This window comes from Nocardia sp. NPDC055321 (genome assembly GCF_053645575.1).
The window spans coordinates 412,001-429,851 of sequence record NZ_JBSHMS010000002.1; the positions used below are offsets into that span (position 1 = coordinate 412,001).

Annotated in this window: 17 protein-coding genes; 7 read left to right on the forward strand and 10 right to left on the reverse strand. The window is 68.7% G+C overall.

Annotation, left to right across the window (positions count from 1 at the left end; all coding sequences use genetic code 11):
* Positions 1–7: 7 nt before the first annotated feature.
* The 5 genes from dnaB to rpsF form a co-directional block, all read right to left on the reverse strand.
* Positions 8–1,402 carry a replicative DNA helicase gene (dnaB, locus tag ACWIGI_RS04425; protein WP_354984950.1) on the reverse strand — a complete coding sequence of 465 codons (1,395 nt, stop codon included), beginning with the start codon at positions 1,400–1,402 and terminating at the stop codon, positions 8–10.
* Between the two features lie 463 nt (positions 1,403–1,865).
* Entirely contained in the window at positions 1,866–2,321 is a 456-nt protein-coding gene (gene rplI / locus ACWIGI_RS04430) for a 50S ribosomal protein L9 (RefSeq protein ID WP_454200924.1), read from the reverse strand.
* Between the two features lie 16 nt (positions 2,322–2,337).
* A complete protein-coding gene (rpsR, locus tag ACWIGI_RS04435; RefSeq protein WP_454200925.1) occupies positions 2,338–2,589 on the reverse strand; it encodes a 30S ribosomal protein S18 in 252 nt (83 codons plus the stop codon).
* Positions 2,590–2,650: 61 nt separating this feature from the next.
* Entirely contained in the window at positions 2,651–3,217 is a 567-nt protein-coding gene (locus ACWIGI_RS04440) for a single-stranded DNA-binding protein (RefSeq protein WP_454200926.1), read from the reverse strand.
* A gap of 104 nt (positions 3,218–3,321) precedes the next feature.
* On the reverse strand, positions 3,322–3,612 hold the full coding sequence (gene rpsF / locus ACWIGI_RS04445) for a 30S ribosomal protein S6 (protein ID WP_454200927.1): 291 nt from the start codon (positions 3,610–3,612) through the stop codon (positions 3,322–3,324).
* 171 nt (positions 3,613–3,783) lie between these two features.
* Between rpsF and ACWIGI_RS04450 the strand changes: the two genes are divergently transcribed.
* Complete coding sequence (locus tag ACWIGI_RS04450) at positions 3,784–5,187, forward strand: hypothetical protein (RefSeq protein WP_454200928.1); 1,404 nt, start codon at positions 3,784–3,786, stop codon at positions 5,185–5,187.
* An 84-nt stretch (positions 5,188–5,271) separates the two neighbouring features.
* On the forward strand, positions 5,272–6,234 hold the full coding sequence (locus ACWIGI_RS04455) for a DUF389 domain-containing protein (protein ID WP_454200929.1): 963 nt from the start codon (positions 5,272–5,274) through the stop codon (positions 6,232–6,234).
* An 80-nt stretch (positions 6,235–6,314) separates the two neighbouring features.
* Here ACWIGI_RS04455 and ACWIGI_RS04460 read toward each other — a convergent pair whose 3' ends face one another.
* Both ACWIGI_RS04460 and ACWIGI_RS04465 read right to left on the reverse strand, forming a co-directional pair.
* Positions 6,315–7,424: a DUF475 domain-containing protein gene (locus tag ACWIGI_RS04460; protein ID WP_454200930.1), complete on the reverse strand. Its 1,110-nt coding sequence runs from the start codon at positions 7,422–7,424 to the stop codon at positions 6,315–6,317.
* 138 nt (positions 7,425–7,562) lie between these two features.
* A complete protein-coding gene (locus tag ACWIGI_RS04465; RefSeq protein ID WP_354984943.1) occupies positions 7,563–8,138 on the reverse strand; it encodes a TerD family protein in 576 nt (191 codons plus the stop codon).
* 271 nt (positions 8,139–8,409) lie between these two features.
* Here ACWIGI_RS04465 and ACWIGI_RS04470 point away from each other — a divergent pair, with 271 nt between their 5' ends.
* The 5 genes from ACWIGI_RS04470 to ACWIGI_RS04490 all read left to right on the forward strand — a co-directional run bounded on the left by ACWIGI_RS04470 (position 8,410) and on the right by ACWIGI_RS04490 (position 14,259).
* Positions 8,410–9,558, forward strand: a complete 1,149-nt coding sequence (locus ACWIGI_RS04470; protein ID WP_454200931.1) for a hypothetical protein — start codon at positions 8,410–8,412, stop codon at positions 9,556–9,558.
* Between the two features lie 94 nt (positions 9,559–9,652).
* Positions 9,653–10,810 (forward strand): HpcH/HpaI aldolase/citrate lyase family protein, encoded by a 1,158-nt coding sequence (locus ACWIGI_RS04475; protein WP_454201028.1) that lies wholly within the window; start codon positions 9,653–9,655, stop codon positions 10,808–10,810.
* Positions 10,807–12,237 carry a phosphoribosyltransferase family protein gene (locus ACWIGI_RS04480; protein ID WP_454200932.1) on the forward strand — a complete coding sequence of 477 codons (1,431 nt, stop codon included), beginning with the start codon at positions 10,807–10,809 and terminating at the stop codon, positions 12,235–12,237. The genes ACWIGI_RS04475 and ACWIGI_RS04480 overlap by 4 nt, the downstream gene beginning before the upstream one ends.
* 55 nt (positions 12,238–12,292) lie before the next feature.
* Positions 12,293–13,408: a cysteine protease StiP family protein gene (locus ACWIGI_RS04485; RefSeq protein WP_454201029.1), complete on the forward strand. Its 1,116-nt coding sequence runs from the start codon at positions 12,293–12,295 to the stop codon at positions 13,406–13,408.
* A 2-nt stretch (positions 13,409–13,410) separates the two neighbouring features.
* Positions 13,411–14,259, forward strand: a complete 849-nt coding sequence (locus tag ACWIGI_RS04490) for an HAD family hydrolase (protein WP_454200933.1) — start codon at positions 13,411–13,413, stop codon at positions 14,257–14,259.
* Positions 14,260–14,569: 310 nt separating this feature from the next.
* Here the strand turns inward: ACWIGI_RS04490 and ACWIGI_RS04495 are convergent, their stop codons facing one another.
* The 3 genes from ACWIGI_RS04495 to ACWIGI_RS04505 form a co-directional block, all read right to left on the reverse strand.
* Positions 14,570–15,757 (reverse strand): NAD(P)/FAD-dependent oxidoreductase, encoded by a 1,188-nt coding sequence (locus ACWIGI_RS04495; protein ID WP_454200934.1) that lies wholly within the window; start codon positions 15,755–15,757, stop codon positions 14,570–14,572.
* A gap of 80 nt (positions 15,758–15,837) precedes the next feature.
* Positions 15,838–16,782, reverse strand: coding sequence for an RNA polymerase sigma factor SigJ (gene sigJ, locus ACWIGI_RS04500; protein WP_454200935.1), 945 nt, complete (start codon positions 16,780–16,782; stop codon positions 15,838–15,840).
* A 170-nt stretch (positions 16,783–16,952) separates the two neighbouring features.
* Positions 16,953–17,705 carry an isocitrate lyase/PEP mutase family protein gene (locus tag ACWIGI_RS04505; RefSeq protein WP_454200936.1) on the reverse strand — a complete coding sequence of 251 codons (753 nt, stop codon included), beginning with the start codon at positions 17,703–17,705 and terminating at the stop codon, positions 16,953–16,955.
* Positions 17,706–17,851: the final 146 nt, after the last annotated feature.

Genomic DNA, 17,851 nt, shown 5'->3' on the forward strand with positions numbered 1-17,851 from the left:
CTGGATATCAGCCCCGGGCCATATCCACGAACCTGCTCAAATGCAGCTGATGCGCAACGGTAATCGTGGCGGTAGGACCATTTCGATGCTTACCAACAATAAGGTCCGCTTCGCCACCGCGCGGGTCATCCCGCTCGAAAGCATCGGGCCTATGTAACAAAATAACCATATCGGCATCTTGTTCCAAACTTCCCGATTCACGCAAATCAGACACCATAGGTCGCTTATCGGTCCGCTGCTCCGGACCACGGTTGAGCTGCGAAATCGCGATAACCGGAACCTCGAGCTCCTTGGCCATCAGCTTGAGACTACGTGAAAAGTCCGAAACTTCCTGCTGACGAGATTCGACCTTTTTGCCCGAACTCATAAGCTGCAGGTAGTCCACGACAATAAGCCGCAAATCATGCCGCTGCTTGAGCCGCCGGGCCTTCGCCCGAATTTCCATCATGGTCAGGTTGGGCGAATCATCCACGAACAAAGGCGCTTCACTGATCTCGCTCATCCGCCGAGCCAGCCGAGTCCAGTCGTCGTCACTCATCCGCCCCGACCGCATGTCCCCGAGCTTGATCTTCGCCTCGGCCGAGAGCAGACGCATGACGATTTCCGTGCGGCTCATTTCCAAGGAGAAGATAACGCTCGCCATTCCATGCTTGATGGAGCAGCTGCGCATGAAATCCATTCCCAAAGTGGATTTACCAACGCCGGGCCGCGCCGCGACGATGATCATCTGGCCCGCGTGCAGGCCGTTGGTCAGTTCGTCCAGCTCGGTGAAACCCGTTGGTACGCCGAGGGAGATGCCGCCGCGGCTCGCGATCGAGTCGATCTCGTCCATCGTGGGCTGCAGGAGCTCCTCGAGGGGGAGGAAGTCCTCGCTCGAGCGGCGTTCGGTGACCTCGTAGAGCTCGGCCTGGGCGCGGTCGACCACCTCGGCCACGTCCTGGCCGTCGGCGCCGGCGTAGCCGTACTGGACGATCCGGGTGCCGGCCTCGACCAGGCGGCGCAGGATCGCCTTCTCGGCGACGATCTCGGCGTAGTAGCCGGCGTTGGCGGCGGTGGGGACCGTTTGGGTCAGGGTCACCAGGTACGGGGGGCCGCCGATGCGTTTGAGCTCGCCGCGGCGGTCGAGGGTCGCGGAGACGGTGACGGGGTCGGCGGGTTCGCCGCGGCCGTAGAGGTCCAGGATGGCGTCGTAGACGGCCTGGTGCGCGGGGCGGTAGAAGTCGCCGGGGCGAATGACCTCGATGACGTCGGCGATGGCGTCCTTGGACAGCAGCATGCCGCCCAGCACCGATTGCTCGGCGGCCATGTCGTGCGGGGGCTGGCGGCCGAAGTCCTCGCCGGGCGCCTCGCGATACTCCGACGGTCCCTGATCGTCGTGGCCGCGATCATCGATGACTGCCATCCGGCTCGACCGTCCTCTCTCCTGCGGCACGGATCGGACATCCCTGTTCTACGCCTGCGCACCGACAGGTTCCGAACGCGTGATCCACGACAATGATGCGAACCTAAGCGAAGCTACCGGCTCCACCAAACGGATCTGTGCATACAGCTGTGGATAAAGTGGGTGTTGTTCACCAACCGTTGTGCACCCCCTGTGGATGAACTGGGGACAACAATCGGTGTGGTGGGTGAATCCCCAGGTAGCATCCGATTTCTCGATGTTCGCAACTGTGGATCAAACCGGTGCGGCGTGTCGCTGGACGGCAACCTTCGGGCGTGTTGGGTGAACAGTGTTTCCCCGGCGGGTGACATGCCGCACAACAAGGCCGGTCGGTATCCCGATTACTCCACAGCCCGGGACCACGGGCCCCGGACAAACAGAATCGGAGGCCATCCCCGGGGGATGGCCTCCGACAGCGCCGAACTTATTCGGCGGCGTTGACCTGCAGGTCGAACTTGGCAGCCACGTCCGGGTGCAGGTGCACCTTGACGCCGTGCTTGCCGGTGCTCTTGATGTGAGCCTTCGGCAGCTCGATGCTGCGCTTGTCGACCACCGGGCCGCCCGCGGCCTTGATGGCGGCGGCGACGTCGGCGGCGGTGACCGAACCGAACAGCTTGCCGGTGCCGGCGGTCTTGACCGACAGCGCCACACCGGTCAGGCCCTCGATGGCCTGCTTCAGCTCGTTGGCGTGATCCAGATCGCGCACCTTGCGCGCGTCCTGGGCACGACGGATGCCGGCGACCTGCTTCTCGGCGCCGCGGGTGGCTACGATCGCCAGGCCACGGGGCAGCAGGAAGTTACGGCCGTAACCGTCCTTGACCTCCACGGTGTCGCCAGGCGCACCGAGGTGATCCACATCAGCAGTCAGAATCAACTTCATTGCTGTGGTTTCCCTTCTAGCGAGCGGTGGACACGTAAGGCAGCAGCGCCACCTCACGGGAGTTCTTGACGGCCACGGCAACGTCGCGCTGGTGCTGCACGCAGTTGCCGGTCACACGACGAGCGCGGATCTTGCCGCGATCGGACACGTACTTGCGCAGCAGCGCGGTGTCCTTGTAGTCGATGTTGACGGCGCCGGACTTAGCTTCCTTGCAGAATGCGCAAGCCTTCTTCTTCAGCACCTTCTCGCGTGCCGGTGCTTTGCCCATGGTCTTTCTCCAGTACTTTCGGGGAGCGGCTGACGCAGCTCAACTCCCTACGCGGGCCGTTCTAGAACGGCGGTTCATCGTCCATCTGCTGCCCGCCCCCGAAGGAGCCGGCCGCGGGCGCACTGCCCCACGGGTCGTCGCCGGCACTCTGGCCGCCACGACCTCCGCCACTGCCTCCACCGGAATAGCCGCCCTGGCTCTGGCCGCCACCGCCGCCCTGATTGCCACCGCCGGAGAATCCTCCGCCGCCGCCACCACCGCGGGTGGTCTTGGCGATCTTCGCGGTCGCGTACTTCAGGGAGGGGCCGACCTCTTCGACCTCGAGCTCGACGACCGTGCGCTTCTCACCCTCGCGGGTTTCGTAGGAGCGCTGCTTGAGTCGTCCGCTCACGATCACTCGAGAGCCGCGGGTCAGGCTCTCGGCGACATTCTCCGCAGCTTCGCGCCAGATGTTGCAGCGCATGAAGAGCGCTTCGCCGTCTTTCCATTCATTGGTATTACGGTCGAACACACGGGGAGTCGACGCGACAGTGAAGTTCGCGACGGCCGCACCCGCGGGCGTGAATCGAAGCTCGGGGTCAGCCGTCAAGTTTCCGATGACGGTGATGACCGTGTCGCCTGCTGCCATGATTCCTCCTGCTATCCGGTGCAGTCCGCAGTGCACTCGCTTTTTGCCGTCAGCCTAGAGACAGGCACCGACGGTTTACGAGCGCACATGCGGGAGGACAGGACCTACTTCTTGCCGAGCCGCAGCACCTTGGTGCGCAGCACCGACTCGTTCAGGCCCAGCTGGCGATCGAGCTCGCTCACGGTGGCCGGTTCGGCGGTCAGCTTGACGACGGCGTAAATTCCCTCGGCCTGCTTGTTGATCTCGTAGGCGAGACGGCGCTTGCCCCAGATGTCGACGTTGTCGACCTTGCCGCCCTCTGTACCAACCACGCCGAGCATGGTGTTCAGGTTCGGGCCTACGGTGCGCTCGTCCTGACTCGGATCGAGAATAACCATCACTTCATAATGACGCACGGACCTCATCACCTCCTGTGGACTGTAAACGGCCACGGACGTTCCGTGGCAGGAGGGTTCGTTGCGTCAGCAACCCGGCAAGGTTACATGAGGGGGATCTGAGCTGCGAAATCGGGTTCCCGCCGAACTTCACCCGGTCGCGACCGGCGTGTGCCGCCTAGGGTGGTGGCCATGTCGAACCGACCCGTCGCCGGTGAGCCGGTCGCCGCGCGTCGCGCCGGTGCGGTGGGCGCGCCCGCGGTGCTGTGGACGCTGTTCGCCTGTGCGCTGACCCTGCTGCTCGGTTACCTCAACAAGGCCCGGTGCGCGGCGGCGCCTTTCGACGGCGCGGGCCGCAGCACCATTTTCGACAGCGTCAAGGATTCGGATGTCTGCTACTCCGACATCCAGTTCCTGTGGCTGGGCCGCGACATCGATCTGCACGTGTTCCCGTATCTGAGCGGCGGTATCACCCCGGACGGCGTGCTCACCGGCGGCGCGGTGGAGTATCCGGTGCTGAGCGGGCTGTTCATGTGGCTCGGCGCGCTCGGTGCCGACGACGATGCCGCGTTCCTGCGCACTTCTGCGCTGCTGCTGGCGCCGTTCGCGCTGCTGACCGCGTATCTGCTGGTGCGCCTGGCCGGGCGCGCGGCGCTGCTGTGGGCGGCCGGGCCGCCGCTGGTGCTGTACGCCTTCCACAACTGGGAGCTGCCGGTGGTGTGCACGGCGGTGGCGGCGGTGTACGTGGTCGCGACCCTGACCCGGTATTCGCTGCGCACCCGCGGCGTGATCGCGGCGGTGCTGCTGGGAATCGGCTTCTGCCTGAAGCTGTATCCGGGGATCTTCGTGCTGCCGCTGCTGCTGTACGTGCTGGTGGGCGAGCCGGCCGCGGGGGAGAATCCGCGCGCCCCACGGCCTTTCGATGTGCGGGGCGCGTTCGCGGTGGCGGGTGCGGCGGTGGCGACGGTGGTGGCGGTGAATCTGCCGTTCGCGGTGGGCGGGTACGAGGGCTGGCGGGCCTCGATCACCTTCCAGCAGTTGCGGCAGGCCGATATCACCACCAATTCCATCTGGTACTGGGGTTTGCGGCCGCTGTTCGGCAGCGCCGCCGATGCCGAGGCGACGTTCCAGGACGTGGTGTCGGTGGCCTCGCCGCTGCTGGTGCTGGCGGCGTTCGCGCTGGCGGCGTGGCTGGGCTGGAAGCGGTATCTGCTCAACGGCTGGTATCCGTGGGTCGGTGTCAGCGGCGCCATGCTGTGCGGATTCCTGTTGCTGCACAAGGTGCATTCGCCGCAGTACACGCTGTGGCTGATTCCGTTCCTGGTGCTGCTGGAGGTGCCGTGGTCGTTGATCGCCGGGTATCTGCTCGCGGACGCGGCGATCGGCGTCGGGGTGTTCCGGTACTTCTACGCGCTGGGTTCGGGGCGGTCGGCGGACATGATGGAGAACGTGGTGCAGTTCGGCGTCTGGGGCCGGGCGGCGCTGCTGGTGGTGTTCTTCTTCATGTTCGTGTGGGCGAAAGAGCGTGGGCCGCTGGGTGTTCGGGGCCGGGTCGCCGAGGCGGAGCCCCGGGTGCTCGCTCCAGCCGCGTTCTGATCTTCCCGGTTTCCGGGCCCGACATCGGGTGCGCCCGCTCGCCGATGCACGGCGTCCGCGGTCGGTGCGCGGCACACTGTGCTGATGTTGCACCTACGAGTGATGGCGCCCGCCGCGCTGACCGACGATGTCCTCGCGGCGCTGGAGTGCGATGAGGCGGTGAGCGGTCTCGTGCTGCTGCGCGGGGCCGCTCTGCGGCCGCAGGGCGATCTGGTCATGGCGCAGATCGCCAGGGAGGCCGCCAACGACGTGGTCGAGCGCCTCCGGGTGCTCGGGGTGCATCAGGTCGGCAGTATCGAACTCGAGAATGTCGATACCTGGTTGTCGCGCAGCGGTTTCGAGGCCGAGATCCGTACGCCGGGCAGTTCCTCCGATGCCGTGGTGTGGGCGCAGGTGACCCAGCGCGCCTACGACGAGACCGAGTTGAACTGGACGTTCCTGAGTTTTCTGACCCTGGCGACGGTGATCGCGAGTATCGCCATCATCGTGGATTCGCAGATCCTGGTGGTCGGGGCGATGGTGCTCGGCCCGGAGTTCGGTCCCATCGCGGCGCTGGGGGTCGCGCTGGTACGCAGGCGTTTCGTGCTGCTGCAGTTGGCGATTCGCACCCTGGTCGCCGGTTTCGTCGTCGCGATCGGCCTGACCATCGTGCTGGCGCTGATGGCGCGGGGCCTGGGGTGGGTGACGCTCGAGGATGTGGTCGGGCCGCGGCCGGGCACCGCGTTCATCTACACCCCGGACAAGTGGTCGTTCATCGTCGGGGTGATCGCGGGCGCGGCCGGGGTGCTGGCCATCACCTCGGCCAAATCCCTGGGATTGGCCGGGGTTTTCATCTCGGTCACCACGGTGCCGGCGGCAGGCAACATCGCCCTGGGTGTGGCCTTCGGTGACGGTTCGACGATCTGGGGCAGTGTGGCCCAGTTGCTGCTGAACGTCGCGGGCATGGCGCTCGCGGGCTGGGCGACCCTGGCTTTCCAGCAGGCGGTGTGGTCGCGGATCTCGGTGCGCCGGGCCAAGCACATGCGGTTGCCCCGGCGCATGCTCTGACGTCGGCCGCGGTGGCGCGTGAACGACCGCGCCCGTCACGCGAATTCGCGTGACGGGCGCGGGGCGAGCGGTGGTGCGGGTCAGCCGACCGGGGTGACTTCCTTGTCGTTCACCGCGTCCACCTCGTCGCCGTCCTCGCGGCGATTGCGCATGACGCTGGTGACGAAGGCCGCGCCGATGAAGGCGATGCCGATCAGACCGGTGATCAACTCGTTGACGTGCACGCCGATCGAGATGAACAGGATGGCGGCCAGGGCGCCGATGGCCCAGTGCGCGCCGTGCTCGAGGTACACGTACTCCGCGAGGGTGCCCTTGCGGACCAGGTACACGGTGATGGAACGCACGAACATGGCGCCGATGAGGCCGAGGCCCAGGGCGATGATGATCGGGTCCGAGGTGATGGCGAAGGCGCCGATGACGCCGTCGAAGGAGAAGGACGCGTCCAGGACCTCGAGGTAGAGGAACAGGAAGAAGCCGGCCTTACCGGTGGCCTTCGCCAATTCCGAAGGCCCGCCGGCCTTCGCGGCCGCTTCTTCGGCTTCCTCGGCCAGTTCCTCGGTGTGGAACATCGAACCGAGGCCGTCGACGACGACGTAGACGACCAGGCCGAGCACGCCGGCGAACAACACGGTGGAGCGGTGGGCGTCGTCGGCGATGTATTCGGCGGTGAGCAGGATGGTGACCAGGGTCAGCACGACGGCGAGCATGTCGAGCTTGCCGAGCTTGGCCAGCGGGCGCTCGAGCCAGCCGAGCCAGGTGATCTCACGCTCTTCGAGGATGAAGTTCAGGAACAGCATCAGCAGGAACGCGCCGCCGAAGGAGGCGATCTGCGGATGCGCCGCGGTGAGCAGGGATTCGTAGGTGGGGCTGCCGTCGGTGGGCACGTTGAGTGCCAGGTCGAGGGCTTCCTTGGGGTTCAGGCCCGCGGTGATCCACACGATGGCGAGCGGGAAGACCAGGCGCATACCGAAGACGGCGATCAGGACGCCGATGGTAAGGAAGATCTTCTGCCAGAACTCGCTCATCCGTTGCAGGACGGTGGCGTTGATGACCGCGTTGTCGAACGACAGCGACACCTCGAGGATGCCCAGGATGGCGCACAGTGCCAGTGCTGTCGGTCCGCCATACACGAATGCCACCACGAGGGAGAGCACCGTTATGACGATGGAGAGGCCGAAAATACGCAACACTGGAGTGGGCCTTTCGTGAGCCGGATGCGTTCGGGTGGAGCTGATTTTACTGAGCGGGCGCTTGGCCGCACACCGCTGAATGCTCGCACGCGGGAGGCTCATGCGCCCGAGCCCCCCTGGCGCGACGGATTATTCGCCTCAGACGGTGACGCCGTAGTCGCGGGCGATTCCGGCCAGGCCGGAGGCGTAGCCCTGGCCGATGGCGCGGAACTTCCACTCGGCGCCGTTGCGGTACAGCTCGCCGAAGACCATGGCGGTCTCGGTCGAGGCGTCCTCGCTCAGGTCGTAGCGGGCGAGCTCGGTGCCGTTGGCGCGGTCGACGACGCGGATGTAGGCGTTGCGGACCTGGCCGAAGCTCTGGCTGCGCTGGTCCGCCTCGTAGATGGAGACGGGGAAGAAGATCGACTCGATGGTCGGCGGCGTCGCGGCGAGGTCGATGTTGATGACCTCGTCGTCGCCCTCGCCCTCACCGGTGCGGTTGTCGCCGGCGTGCACGATGGCGCCCTCGGGGGAGGAGAGGTTGTTGAAGAAGACGAAGTGCTTGTCGGACACGACCTTCTTGTCGGCGCCGGTCGCGATGGCGCTCGCATCCAGGTCGAAGTCGGTCCCGGTGGTGGTCCGCAGATCCCAGCCGAGGCCGACCGACACGGCGGTCAGGTTCGGCGCCTGCTTGGTCAGCGAGACATTTCCGCCCTTGGACAAACTGACACCCATGCGGGATCCCTTCCGTTGGAAAGCGTTTTAGCGTTGTCGTATCGCGGCATGTCCGAATTGCCGGGTCCGCTAGCTAGACCCTAGTGGTTTCCGGTGGTGTTGTGCAGGAACAAGGCGAGGACATCCCCCGGCACAACCCTGTCTCGCGACATGTCACCCGCGTTGATCGTCATACTCGCCGCCGATGTGAACAGTTGCCTACCATCGGGGCGTGGCAGGCCGTAGGCGGGGATGGTTCGGAGGGCAGAGATCAGCCCGCAACGACGAATGGGTGCAGCAGGCCAGGCAGACGCTCACGGCGGCCTTCCTGGACATGGACCGCAGGCAGAGCATCGCCGAGGCGGCCGTGGCCGCGTCGGCGCAGGTCTTCCCCGAACGCGGGATGAGTGCGCGCTGGGAGCCGATCCGGGCGCGCTGCTATGACGCGGCCGGGGTCTATCTGGCCCTGACCGAGCGGCTGGACCAGGCCGAACGCGCGGGCGGGACGGTGCCGCAGCAGGAGATCGACGCCTCGATCCGGCGCCTGGGCGACGCCGCGCGCGGGGTGGACGAGTTCTATCGGGGCGAGCAGGCCCATCTCGAGCACGCGGTGGCGGTGTACGGGACGGTGCCGCAGCTGGTTGCCCAGGTGCGTGCTGCGGCGGTCGGCGCGCGCCAGGCGGCCGACGCGTCCGCGTACGCGGGATACCCCTCCGTGCGGCAATGCGCGCGGGCTGTGGATGAGGGTCTCGTCACACTCGAGGCCGCGGTGGCCGGTGCCGGCGCGGGGGTGGTGCGCGAGGCCGCGAGCAACCTCGAGGGGCGGACCAGGGAGCTGTCAAGGGCACTGGAAGACGCACCGGGCAAACAGCATTCGGCGACCACCGCGCTGGCGTCGGCGGGCACCCGGCTGGCGGCCGCGCGGCACCGGCTGGAGCGCCTGCCGCCCGCCCTGTCCGCCCTGCTCCGGGAGTTCAACGCTGCGAGTTCGGCGGATTTGGCCAACAATGAACGGGAAGCCCACCGAGAGATCGAAGCCGCAGCCGCGGAACTGACCCGGGCACGGGCCGCGTTGCAGCAGGACGACCCGGAGCAAACACTTGATCTGACCACATCCGCTCGCGGACATCTCGCCTCCGCAGAGGAACAGACCGACGCCGTCACCGACCGGCTCGCGCTGTTGCGGGAGGTCCGCGCGAACCCGCGGGACCAGGCCAAGGCCGTACGGTTCAAACTGCGCGACGCGCAGATGCTGGCGGTGAACCAGGGTCTGGTCGCCGAGTGGGGGTCGGTGCTGGATGCCCAGTCCGACCGGTTGGAACGGGTGTCCTCCGGTCTGGTGGGTCGGCATCCCGATTACTGGGCATACGTAACCGAGTTGGAAGCCATCACCGCGTTCATCGCCGGGGTGGTGGATCGCATGAGAAACACCGAGAAATAGACCGACCGACCAGAAGGAGGAACGGGGCACGATGACCGCGACTATCACCACCTATCCGGAAGTCGTCCCCGTCTCACTGCACAAGCGGCAGCCGATGCGGCACTTCCGGCAGGTCCCCGGACCCGAGTTACGCCTGCTGTTCCATCGCCTGCCCGAGCCCTTCGGTGATCGCCCCGACCGCGACACCCTGGCCATGGCGCTGGGCGCGACCCTGTACGTGCCCGCCACCCGCGCCGATCTGACCGCCACCATCGTGCGGCGCGCCGAGGGCGGGGTCTGCTCGATGGTCATCGACCTCGAGGACGCGGTCGCCGATCACGAGGTCGAGTTCGCCAAGGGCCAGGCCGCGGCGACGCTCAACGAGCTCGGCGCCGGCACCGACATGTATCCGCTGCTGTTCGTGCGCGTGCGCGACGCCGAGTCGATCGGCGAGATCGTGGACCGGCTCGGCACGGGCGCGCGGGTGCTCACCGGTTTCGTCTTCCCCAAGTTCGACAGCGGCAGCGGCGGCCGCTACCTGGACGCGCTCGCCGCGGCCTCGCAGCGGCTGGGCCACACCCTGTTCGGCATGCCCGTGCTGGAATCCCCCGCGCTGGTGCACCGCCAGACCCGCGACAGTGAACTGCACCGCATCCAGGACCTGCTGACCGACCGGCGTGATCAGGTGCTGGCGGTGCGCATCGGGGCCACCGACATGTGCTCGACGTTCGGCATCCGGCGCGACCGCGACCTGACCATCTACGACGTGCGCGTGGTCGCCGACGTCATCGCCGACATCGTGAACTACCTGGGCCGCACCGACGGCACCGGATTCACCATCACCGGGCCGGTGTGGGAGTACTTCGCCGATCACGAGCGCATGTTCCGCCCGCAGCTGCGCACCTCGCCGTTCCTCGAGCACGACGCGGTGCCCTTCCGGCAGTACCTGGTCAGCCGAGATCTGGACGGACTGCTGCGCGAGATCGCGCTCGATCGCGCCAACGGCATCCAGGGCAAGACCGTCATCCACCCCTCGCACGTGGCCGTGGTGCACGCGCTGTCGGTGGTGACGCACGAGGAGTACTCCGACGCCCTGGACATCCTGCGCGAGGACGGCGGCGGCGTGGCCGCCTCGGAGTACCGCAACAAGATGAACGAGATGCGCCCGCATCGCAGCTGGGCGCACCAAACCCTGCTGCGCGCACGGGTATTCGGTGTGACCAGCAAGGGAGTGTCCTTCGTGGATCTGCTCAAGGCGCTGGTGGCCTCGTGACCGAAACGAGCGAGACCATCGGCGAACTGCCCTGGGCCACCCGCGAACTCGGGCTCGGCGTGCGGCACGGTGCGAGCGCCGCGCCCGCCGACGCGACCCCGGACGCCGTCGACTGGCTGGTCCCGGATCTCATCGAACCCGGTCTCAGACACAACAATCCGCGCCGGGCCCACCTGCTGATCTCCACGGTGCTCGGCAAGCACCTGCCCACCGATCCGCATCGCGTGATCGCCGCCGCGAACAGCCTGGGTGACCTGGTGCTCAAGGTGCTCGCCGCGACCGGGGCCGCGGATGCGGCTGCCGCACAGCTCGATTCGACCCCGATCCCCGCCGTCGTGCTGGGCTTCGCCGAGACCGCGACCGGCCTCGGCCACGGCGTCGCCGCCCGCATCGGCGCGGCCTGCTACCTGCACTCCACCCGGCGCGACGTCCCCACCGCGCGGACGCTCACCGGATTCGAGGAGGGGCACTCGCACGCCACCTCGCACCTGCTGCAGCCCGCGCCCGCCGAGATCTTCCTGAACAGCCTGCCCATGGTGCTGGTGGACGACGAGATCTCCACCGGCGCGACCGCCCTGGACGCGATCCGCTCGCTGCACGAGTTCACCCCGCGCACGCACTACGTGCTGGCCTCGCTGGTGGACATGCGCACCGCGGATGACAGGATCGCCTTCGAGAAGGCCGCCGCCGACCTCGGCGCGCGAATCGACACCGTCTGTCTCGCGTCGGGGGAGACCCTGTTGCCCGACCGTCTGGTGGAGTCGGTGGCCGCGCTGCCCGCGCCGGAGCTGAACCCGGTCGCCGAGATGCCCGGTCACGTCGCCCGCATCGAATTGCCGTGGCCCGCCGATGTTCCCGAAGGGGGACGGCACGGCATCCTCGATGCGGACACGCCCGCGTTCGACGCCGCGCTGGCCACGACCGCCGACATCCTCTGGCGGGAACTCGACGCCCTCGCGTGGGCGAGCGTGGACCCCGAGCGGGGCGGCAGCCCGCGCCCGGTCATCGTGCTCGGGCACGAGGAGTTCATGTACCTGCCGCTGCGCCTGGCGGCCGCGCTCGCCGACAGCGGCGTGCCCACCCGCTACCAGACCACCACCCGCTCCCCGGCGTACGTGCTGGACGAGCCCGGCTACCCGCTGCGCCGCGGCTTCCGCTTCACCGCGCCCGAACCCGACGACGTGCCGCGCTTCGTCTACAACGCGCGGTGGCCCGAACCCACCGCGGCCGACCCGATCCTGCTGGTCGTGGTCGACGAACCGGGCGACACCGACCGCCTGTACTCCGCCGGCGGCCTGATCGACGTGCTGACCGCCTCGGGCGCGGATGTCGTGGTCGCGGTGCTGCCCGCCGCCGATCCGCGCGCCCTCGCCGCCGCCCGCACCGCGTCGATCGCACCCGAATTCGATTCGCCGACCGGAGAATAGACAGCACCTCATGACAGCACCGGATCCCGACCCCACCCCGCAGGCCGCCCGCACCCTGCCCGAGCCGTTGCGCGGGCCCGAGTTCGGGTCCTACGCACCGGACGAGGTCACCTGGCTGCTCAAGGATCTGTCCGCGGTGAACCTGGAAGCCGATGTGGCCGAACGGGAGAGCCGGATCCAGGCGGGTGAGGCGCACTACGCGGAATCGCTGCCCGTGGAGTATCAGCCCGACGCGGCCTACCGCGAACTGTTCGACAAGGTGCTGGCCGAGAGCGCGGAGCGGCTGGCCCTCGCGGTGGCGACCGTCGCCGAGCTGGTGATCGCCGAACGCGGGGAGAACGTCGTCCTGGTGTCGCTGGCCCGCGCGGGTACGCCGATCGGCGTGCTCATGCGGCGCTGGCTGGCGCGGCGGTCGCCGAGCCTGGACGTGCCGCACTACGCGGTGTCGATCGTGCGCGATCGCGGTATCGACGCCGTGGCGCTGGATTACCTGGCCGCGCACCATGATCCGTCCGACATCGTGTTCGTGGACGGCTGGACCGGCAAGGGCGCGATCACCCACGAGCTGGCCGACGCCCTGGACGCCTACGCCGCCGCGGGCGGCGCGCGCTTCAACCCCGACCTGGCGGTGCTCGCCGATCCCGGCGCGTGCGTGCGCACCTACGGCACCCGCGATGATTTCCTCATCGCCTCGGCCTGCCTCAATTCCACTGTCTCGGGCCTGGTTTCACGCACCGTGCTCAACGACACCCTGATCGGCCCCGGCGATTTCCACGGTGCGAAGTTCTACGCCGAACTCGCCGGCGACGACGTGTCCGGCAAGCTGCTGGACGCGGTCACCGCGGCCTTCGACACGGTCGCGCCGCGCGTCGCCGGGCACGTGGCCGACCTGCGCGCCGCCGACCGCACCCCGACCTGGGCGGGCTGGGCGTCGGTGGAACAGGTGCGCGCGGCGTACGGCGTCGCCAGCGTGAATTTCGTGAAACCCGGTGTGGGCGAGACGACCCGGGTGCTGCTGCGCCGGGTACCGTGGCGGGTGCTGGTGCGCGAGGCCGACGCGCCCGAGCACGCGCACATCCGGATGCTCGCCGCCGCCCGCGACGTTCCCGTCGAGGTGGTTCCGGACCTGGCCTACGCCTGTATGGGCTTGATCAAGGATGTGAAGAAGTAGCAATGGCGGACCGAAGACACCCGGTGCGTAGAAGCACGCTCATCGCGACCGATCTCGATCGCACCATGATCTACTCGCGCAACGCTTTCGGCGCGGAACCCGAGCTGAGCACGGTCTGCGTGGAGCATCTGGAGGGCGCACCGCTGTCCTTCATGACCCTCGATGCCGCCGACCGCATGCGCTCGCTGACCACCCCGGCCGCGCTGATCCCGACCACCACGCGAACCATCAAGCAGTTCAACCGGATTCGACTACCCGGCGCCCCCTGGCGCTACGCCATCACCACCAACGGGGGCAACATCCTGCACAACGGCATCCCCGACATGCGCTGGCGGATAGACATCGACGCCGAGGTGCGCGCCACCAGCGCCACCCTCTCGCAGGTCAACGCCGAACTGCGGTCCCGGATCTCGGATTCCTTCGTCAAGAAGTTCCGGGTCGCCGATCACCTGTTCAACTACCTGGTGGTGGACGTGGCCACCCTGCCCGCGGACTTCCTGGCCGACTGGGACGCCTGGTGCCGGCCGCGCGGCTGGTCCGCCTCCCAGCAGGGCCGCAAGATCTACAGCATGCCGATCGCGGTCTGCAAGAGCCGCGCGGTCGCCGAAGTGCGCCGCCGCCTGATCGATTCGGGCGAACTGGATCCGGGCGCGCTGACCCTGGCCGCCGGTGACGGCGCACTGGACGCGGAAATGCTGCGCTCGGCCGACTCGGCCATCCGCCCCCGCCACGGCGAACTCGAACTGCTCGAGTTCACCCACCCGAACCTGACCGTCACCCGCGCCGCCGGCATCCGCGCGGGCGAGGAGATCCTGGACTGGTTCCTGGCGGCAGCGCCCGAGGCCGCCTGAGCGACAGGTGATCTCGGCGTCCGGCGCAGCCGAGCACGGAACGCCCGGTATCGATCTGCTCTCTCCGCGTGCATGATCGGCATCGCGCCCGTGCCGTCCCGGTCGTGTGCGGGCCGTACCGGGCACCGTCCATCCGGACTCGACCCGTCGGCGCTCACCCACTCCTCGGCGACCGTCTTCCGCGTCGGGAGCGAACAAATGCGCGATGCGGTCCGGGCAACCCGGCCGGGTTCGACGGTCGGGCAACGCGTGTGCCGGCGGCGACCGTCGGAAAGTCGCCGCCGCACTGTGACATTCGACTCTGCCCGCATCACCCGGCGGCCGGTGCGGGCGCTGCGGCGGTGACCACGATCCGCCGGCGGCGGCTCGGCGCCATCAGGGTGGGATGCCGCACGCTCCACGCCGCGCCCGTGCAGATCAGTTCCTTGATCCGCGCGCCCATGCGGCCCGTGACCACCTTGGTCTTCGGCTCGTCCTCCGGCGTCACCTCCTGCACGACGGCATCGCGGCGGCCCAGGCTGATGCACTGGCTGCGGTAGCCGATCGGCGCCTCGGGCACCGGGCGCCCGGTCAGTCGCGCGGCGAGCGCGTCCGCGCCCTGCCAGGCCATGGGTGAGGCCGTGGCGCAACCCATCCGGAGCGGCTTGCCGCCGATCGCGATGGCGCGCGCGGCATCCCCGACCGCGTACACGTCCGGGTGCGACACCGAGCGCATGGTGCCGTCGACGACGATCTGCCCGCTCGCGGACACCTCGAGGGTGGTGGCGGCCGCGATCGGGTGTACGGCGAAACCCGCTGTCCAGATGGTCATCTCGGCGGGGAGGTGGCCGCCGGCGCCGGTGGTGACCCCGTCCGCCTGTACCGCGGTGACGGCGACACTCTCGTGCAGGGTGATGCCGAACCGGTCGAACGCGGTGCGCAGGTGCCGCTGGGCCTTCTCGTCCAGCCAGTCGCCGACGCCGCCGCGCGCGACCATGGCGACCGCGAGATCCGGCCGAGCCTCGGCGATTTCGGTGGCGGCCTCGATGGCGGTCAGCCCGCCGCCGACGATCAGCACCCGCGCGCCCGCGCCCAGCTCGGCCAGGCGGTCCCGAACCCGCAGCGCCGCGTGCTTTCCGGCCACGTTGTGGGCGTACTCCGCCACGCCGGGGACGCCGAAGTCGGCGACGGCGCTGCCGAGGGCGTAGACCAGGGTGTCGTAGTCCAGGGTCGCCCCGCCCCGCTCATCGGTGACGGCGACGGTCTTGCGTTCGGCGTCGACCGCGGTGACCCGGGCCTGACGCACGTGCACGCCGGTGCCCTCGAAGATCGTGCGCAGCGGGCGGTTTCGCAGTTCCTGGCCGGTGGCGAGCTGGTGCATGCGCACCCGTTCCACGAAGTCGGCGTCGGCGTTGACCAGGGTGATCTCGACGTCGTCGCGATGCAGGCGCTTGGCCAGGCGGCCGGCGGTGATGGCTCCGGCGTATCCGGCGCCCAGGACGACGATGCGGTGCTTCATGGTGAGCTCCTTCGCTGTTGTGCTCACCTCCTGAACCGGACAGCCCCGGGATCCCTGACAACCTTCTTATGTGACCTGAGTCACCACTTCCCGACGGCGGCCGGGCGGGCGTCGGCGGCGGCCCACTGCCGCGCCACGCGGCCGAGTTTGTCCGGGTTGACCTGGATTTGCAGGCCGGTCACCTCGGCGCCGTTCGTCTCCAGGCTGATCAGCCCGTAGACCCGGCCGTCGACCTCGACCAGCACCGCCGGGGCGCCGTTGACCACCACGGCGTAGAAGTACGGGGTGTCCCCGGCGTAGGCGCGTTTGGCGGCGGTGGGCCGGAACAGGTGGCTCACGTAGCGCGCGACGGCGGCCGCGCCGAGCACCGGGGTGCGGCGCGCGGCGACCTTGCTGCCGCCGTCCGCGATGCTGACCGCGTCCGCGGCGAGCAGCCGCACGAGCGGCTCGGTGTCGCCGCTCAGGGCCGCCGCGAGGAACTCCTCGATCACCCGGCGAGCCGCGCCGGCGTCGACCTCGGTGCGGGCGCGTTCGGAGGCCGCGTGCTGCTTGGCGCGCCGATAGAGCTGCTGGCAATTGGATTCGGTCAGGTCCAGCAGCTCGGAGATCTCGCGGTGCGAATACCCGAACGCTTCGCGCAGCACGTACACCACGCGCTCGTTGGGGGAGAGCCGTTCCATGACCGCGAGCATCGCCAGCGACACCGACTCGCGCTGTTCGGCGGTGTCGGCGGGACCGAGCATGCGGTCCCCGGCCAGCACGGGCTCGGGCAGCCACTGCCCCACGTAAGTTTCGCGCCGGGCCCGCGCCGAGGTGAGCTGATTGAGGCAGATGTTGGTGAGCACCTTGGTCAGCCACGCCTCGGGCGTCTCGATCCAGCTCCGATCGGCCGCGTGCCAGCGCAGATAGGTGTCCTGCACCGCGTCCTCGGCGTCACCGGCCGACCCGAGCAGCCGGTAGGCGATCGCCTCCAGGCGGCCCCGGCTGCTCTCGAACAGATCGGCTTCGGCGGTGCTGAGCGACATGCACCCATCGTCGGTCATCCGACCGGTTCGCGGCTACCCGCCCCGGCCCGGCGGGAACCCGCGTCAGTGGACAAGCCCGGCGTCGATGGTGAACCCCGGGGCGGTGGCGGAAGCCCCGGGGCAGCGAGACACCGCCGTGGCGATGAGCCCGGCGCGGCGTGCCGGGTCGATCAGCCCCAGCGCTCGAGCAGGCTCGTGGCCGCCGCGGTCAGCGACCGCTGCAGGAACGGCCCGAAACTGACCCGGGCCACACCCAATTCGGCGAAGTGCGCGCGATCGCCCTTGTCCGGCATGCCGATCGCGTTGACCGGCAGCGGCAGTTCCGCGCACAGGCGGCGCTGCACGTCGGGCTCGTGGAAGCCGACCGGGTACAGCACGTCGGCGCCCGCGGCGGCGGCGAGGGTCATCCGCTCGATCGCGGCGGCGAACCGCTCGTCCGGGGTGCCGGTGTCGGGTCGCATGAATACATCGGTGCGGGCGTTGATGACCAGGTGCACCCCCGCGGCCTCGGCGGCCCGCCGGAGTTCGGCCACCAGGTCGGCGTGTTCCTGCGGCGAGCGCAGCCGCCCGCCCTCCCCGTGGACGGTGTCCTCGATGTTGAGCCCGATCGCCCCCGCCCCCAGCAGCCCCTCGACGAGTTCGTCCGCCTTCAGCCCGTACCCGGACTCGATGTCCACCGACACCGGCAGCTCGACCGCGGCGGTGATCTCCCGGATCCGCGCGGTCACGTCCCCGAAGCTCATACCCTCCTGGTCCGGCTTCCCCAGCGAGTCCGCCAGCGGGTGGCTGCCGACCGTCAGCCCCTTGAATCCGGCCTCCTGCACGAGTTTCGCCGACCAGGCGTCCCACACCGTCGGCAGGATCGCCGGGTCCCCCGGCTTGTGAAGTTCGAGAAATGTCGCGGCCTTCTGCTCCAAGCTCATACCCCGATCCTCCCCCCACCCGCCGCCCCGCGAAAGGCGTTGTAGGTCACCGCGCGTGGCGCCCGGCGCGTTCGCTTACAGCGGCCCGCGTGGCCGGTCACGTCCGGGCCGGATGCGGTATTCTCCAGCGCCGCAAACCTGCGGGC

Excerpts from the sequence above, each read along its gene's own strand:
- ACWIGI_RS04505 (WP_454200936.1), bottom strand. The coding sequence starts at position 17,705 with ATGAGCTTGGAGCAGAAGGCCGCGACATTTCTCGAACTTCACAAGCCG.
- ACWIGI_RS04450 (WP_454200928.1), top strand. The coding sequence starts at position 3,784 with ATGTCGAACCGACCCGTCGCCGGTGAGCCGGTCGCCGCGCGTCGCGCC.
- ACWIGI_RS04440 (WP_454200926.1), bottom strand. The coding sequence starts at position 3,217 with ATGGCAGCAGGCGACACGGTCATCACCGTCATCGGAAACTTGACGGCT.
- rplI (WP_454200924.1), bottom strand. The coding sequence starts at position 2,321 with ATGAAGTTGATTCTGACTGCTGATGTGGATCACCTCGGTGCGCCTGGC.
- rpsR (WP_454200925.1), bottom strand. The coding sequence starts at position 2,589 with ATGGGCAAAGCACCGGCACGCGAGAAGGTGCTGAAGAAGAAGGCTTGC.
- sigJ (WP_454200935.1), bottom strand. The coding sequence starts at position 16,782 with ATGTCGCTCAGCACCGCCGAAGCCGATCTGTTCGAGAGCAGCCGGGGC.
- ACWIGI_RS04475 (WP_454201028.1), top strand. The coding sequence starts at position 9,653 with ATGCGGCACTTCCGGCAGGTCCCCGGACCCGAGTTACGCCTGCTGTTC.
- ACWIGI_RS04465 (WP_354984943.1), bottom strand. The coding sequence starts at position 8,138 with ATGGGTGTCAGTTTGTCCAAGGGCGGAAATGTCTCGCTGACCAAGCAG.
- ACWIGI_RS04495 (WP_454200934.1), bottom strand. The coding sequence starts at position 15,757 with ATGAAGCACCGCATCGTCGTCCTGGGCGCCGGATACGCCGGAGCCATC.
- ACWIGI_RS04455 (WP_454200929.1), top strand. The coding sequence starts at position 5,272 with ATGTTGCACCTACGAGTGATGGCGCCCGCCGCGCTGACCGACGATGTC.
- dnaB (WP_354984950.1), bottom strand. The coding sequence starts at position 1,402 with ATGGCAGTCATCGATGATCGCGGCCACGACGATCAGGGACCGTCGGAG.
- ACWIGI_RS04490 (WP_454200933.1), top strand. The coding sequence starts at position 13,411 with ATGGCGGACCGAAGACACCCGGTGCGTAGAAGCACGCTCATCGCGACC.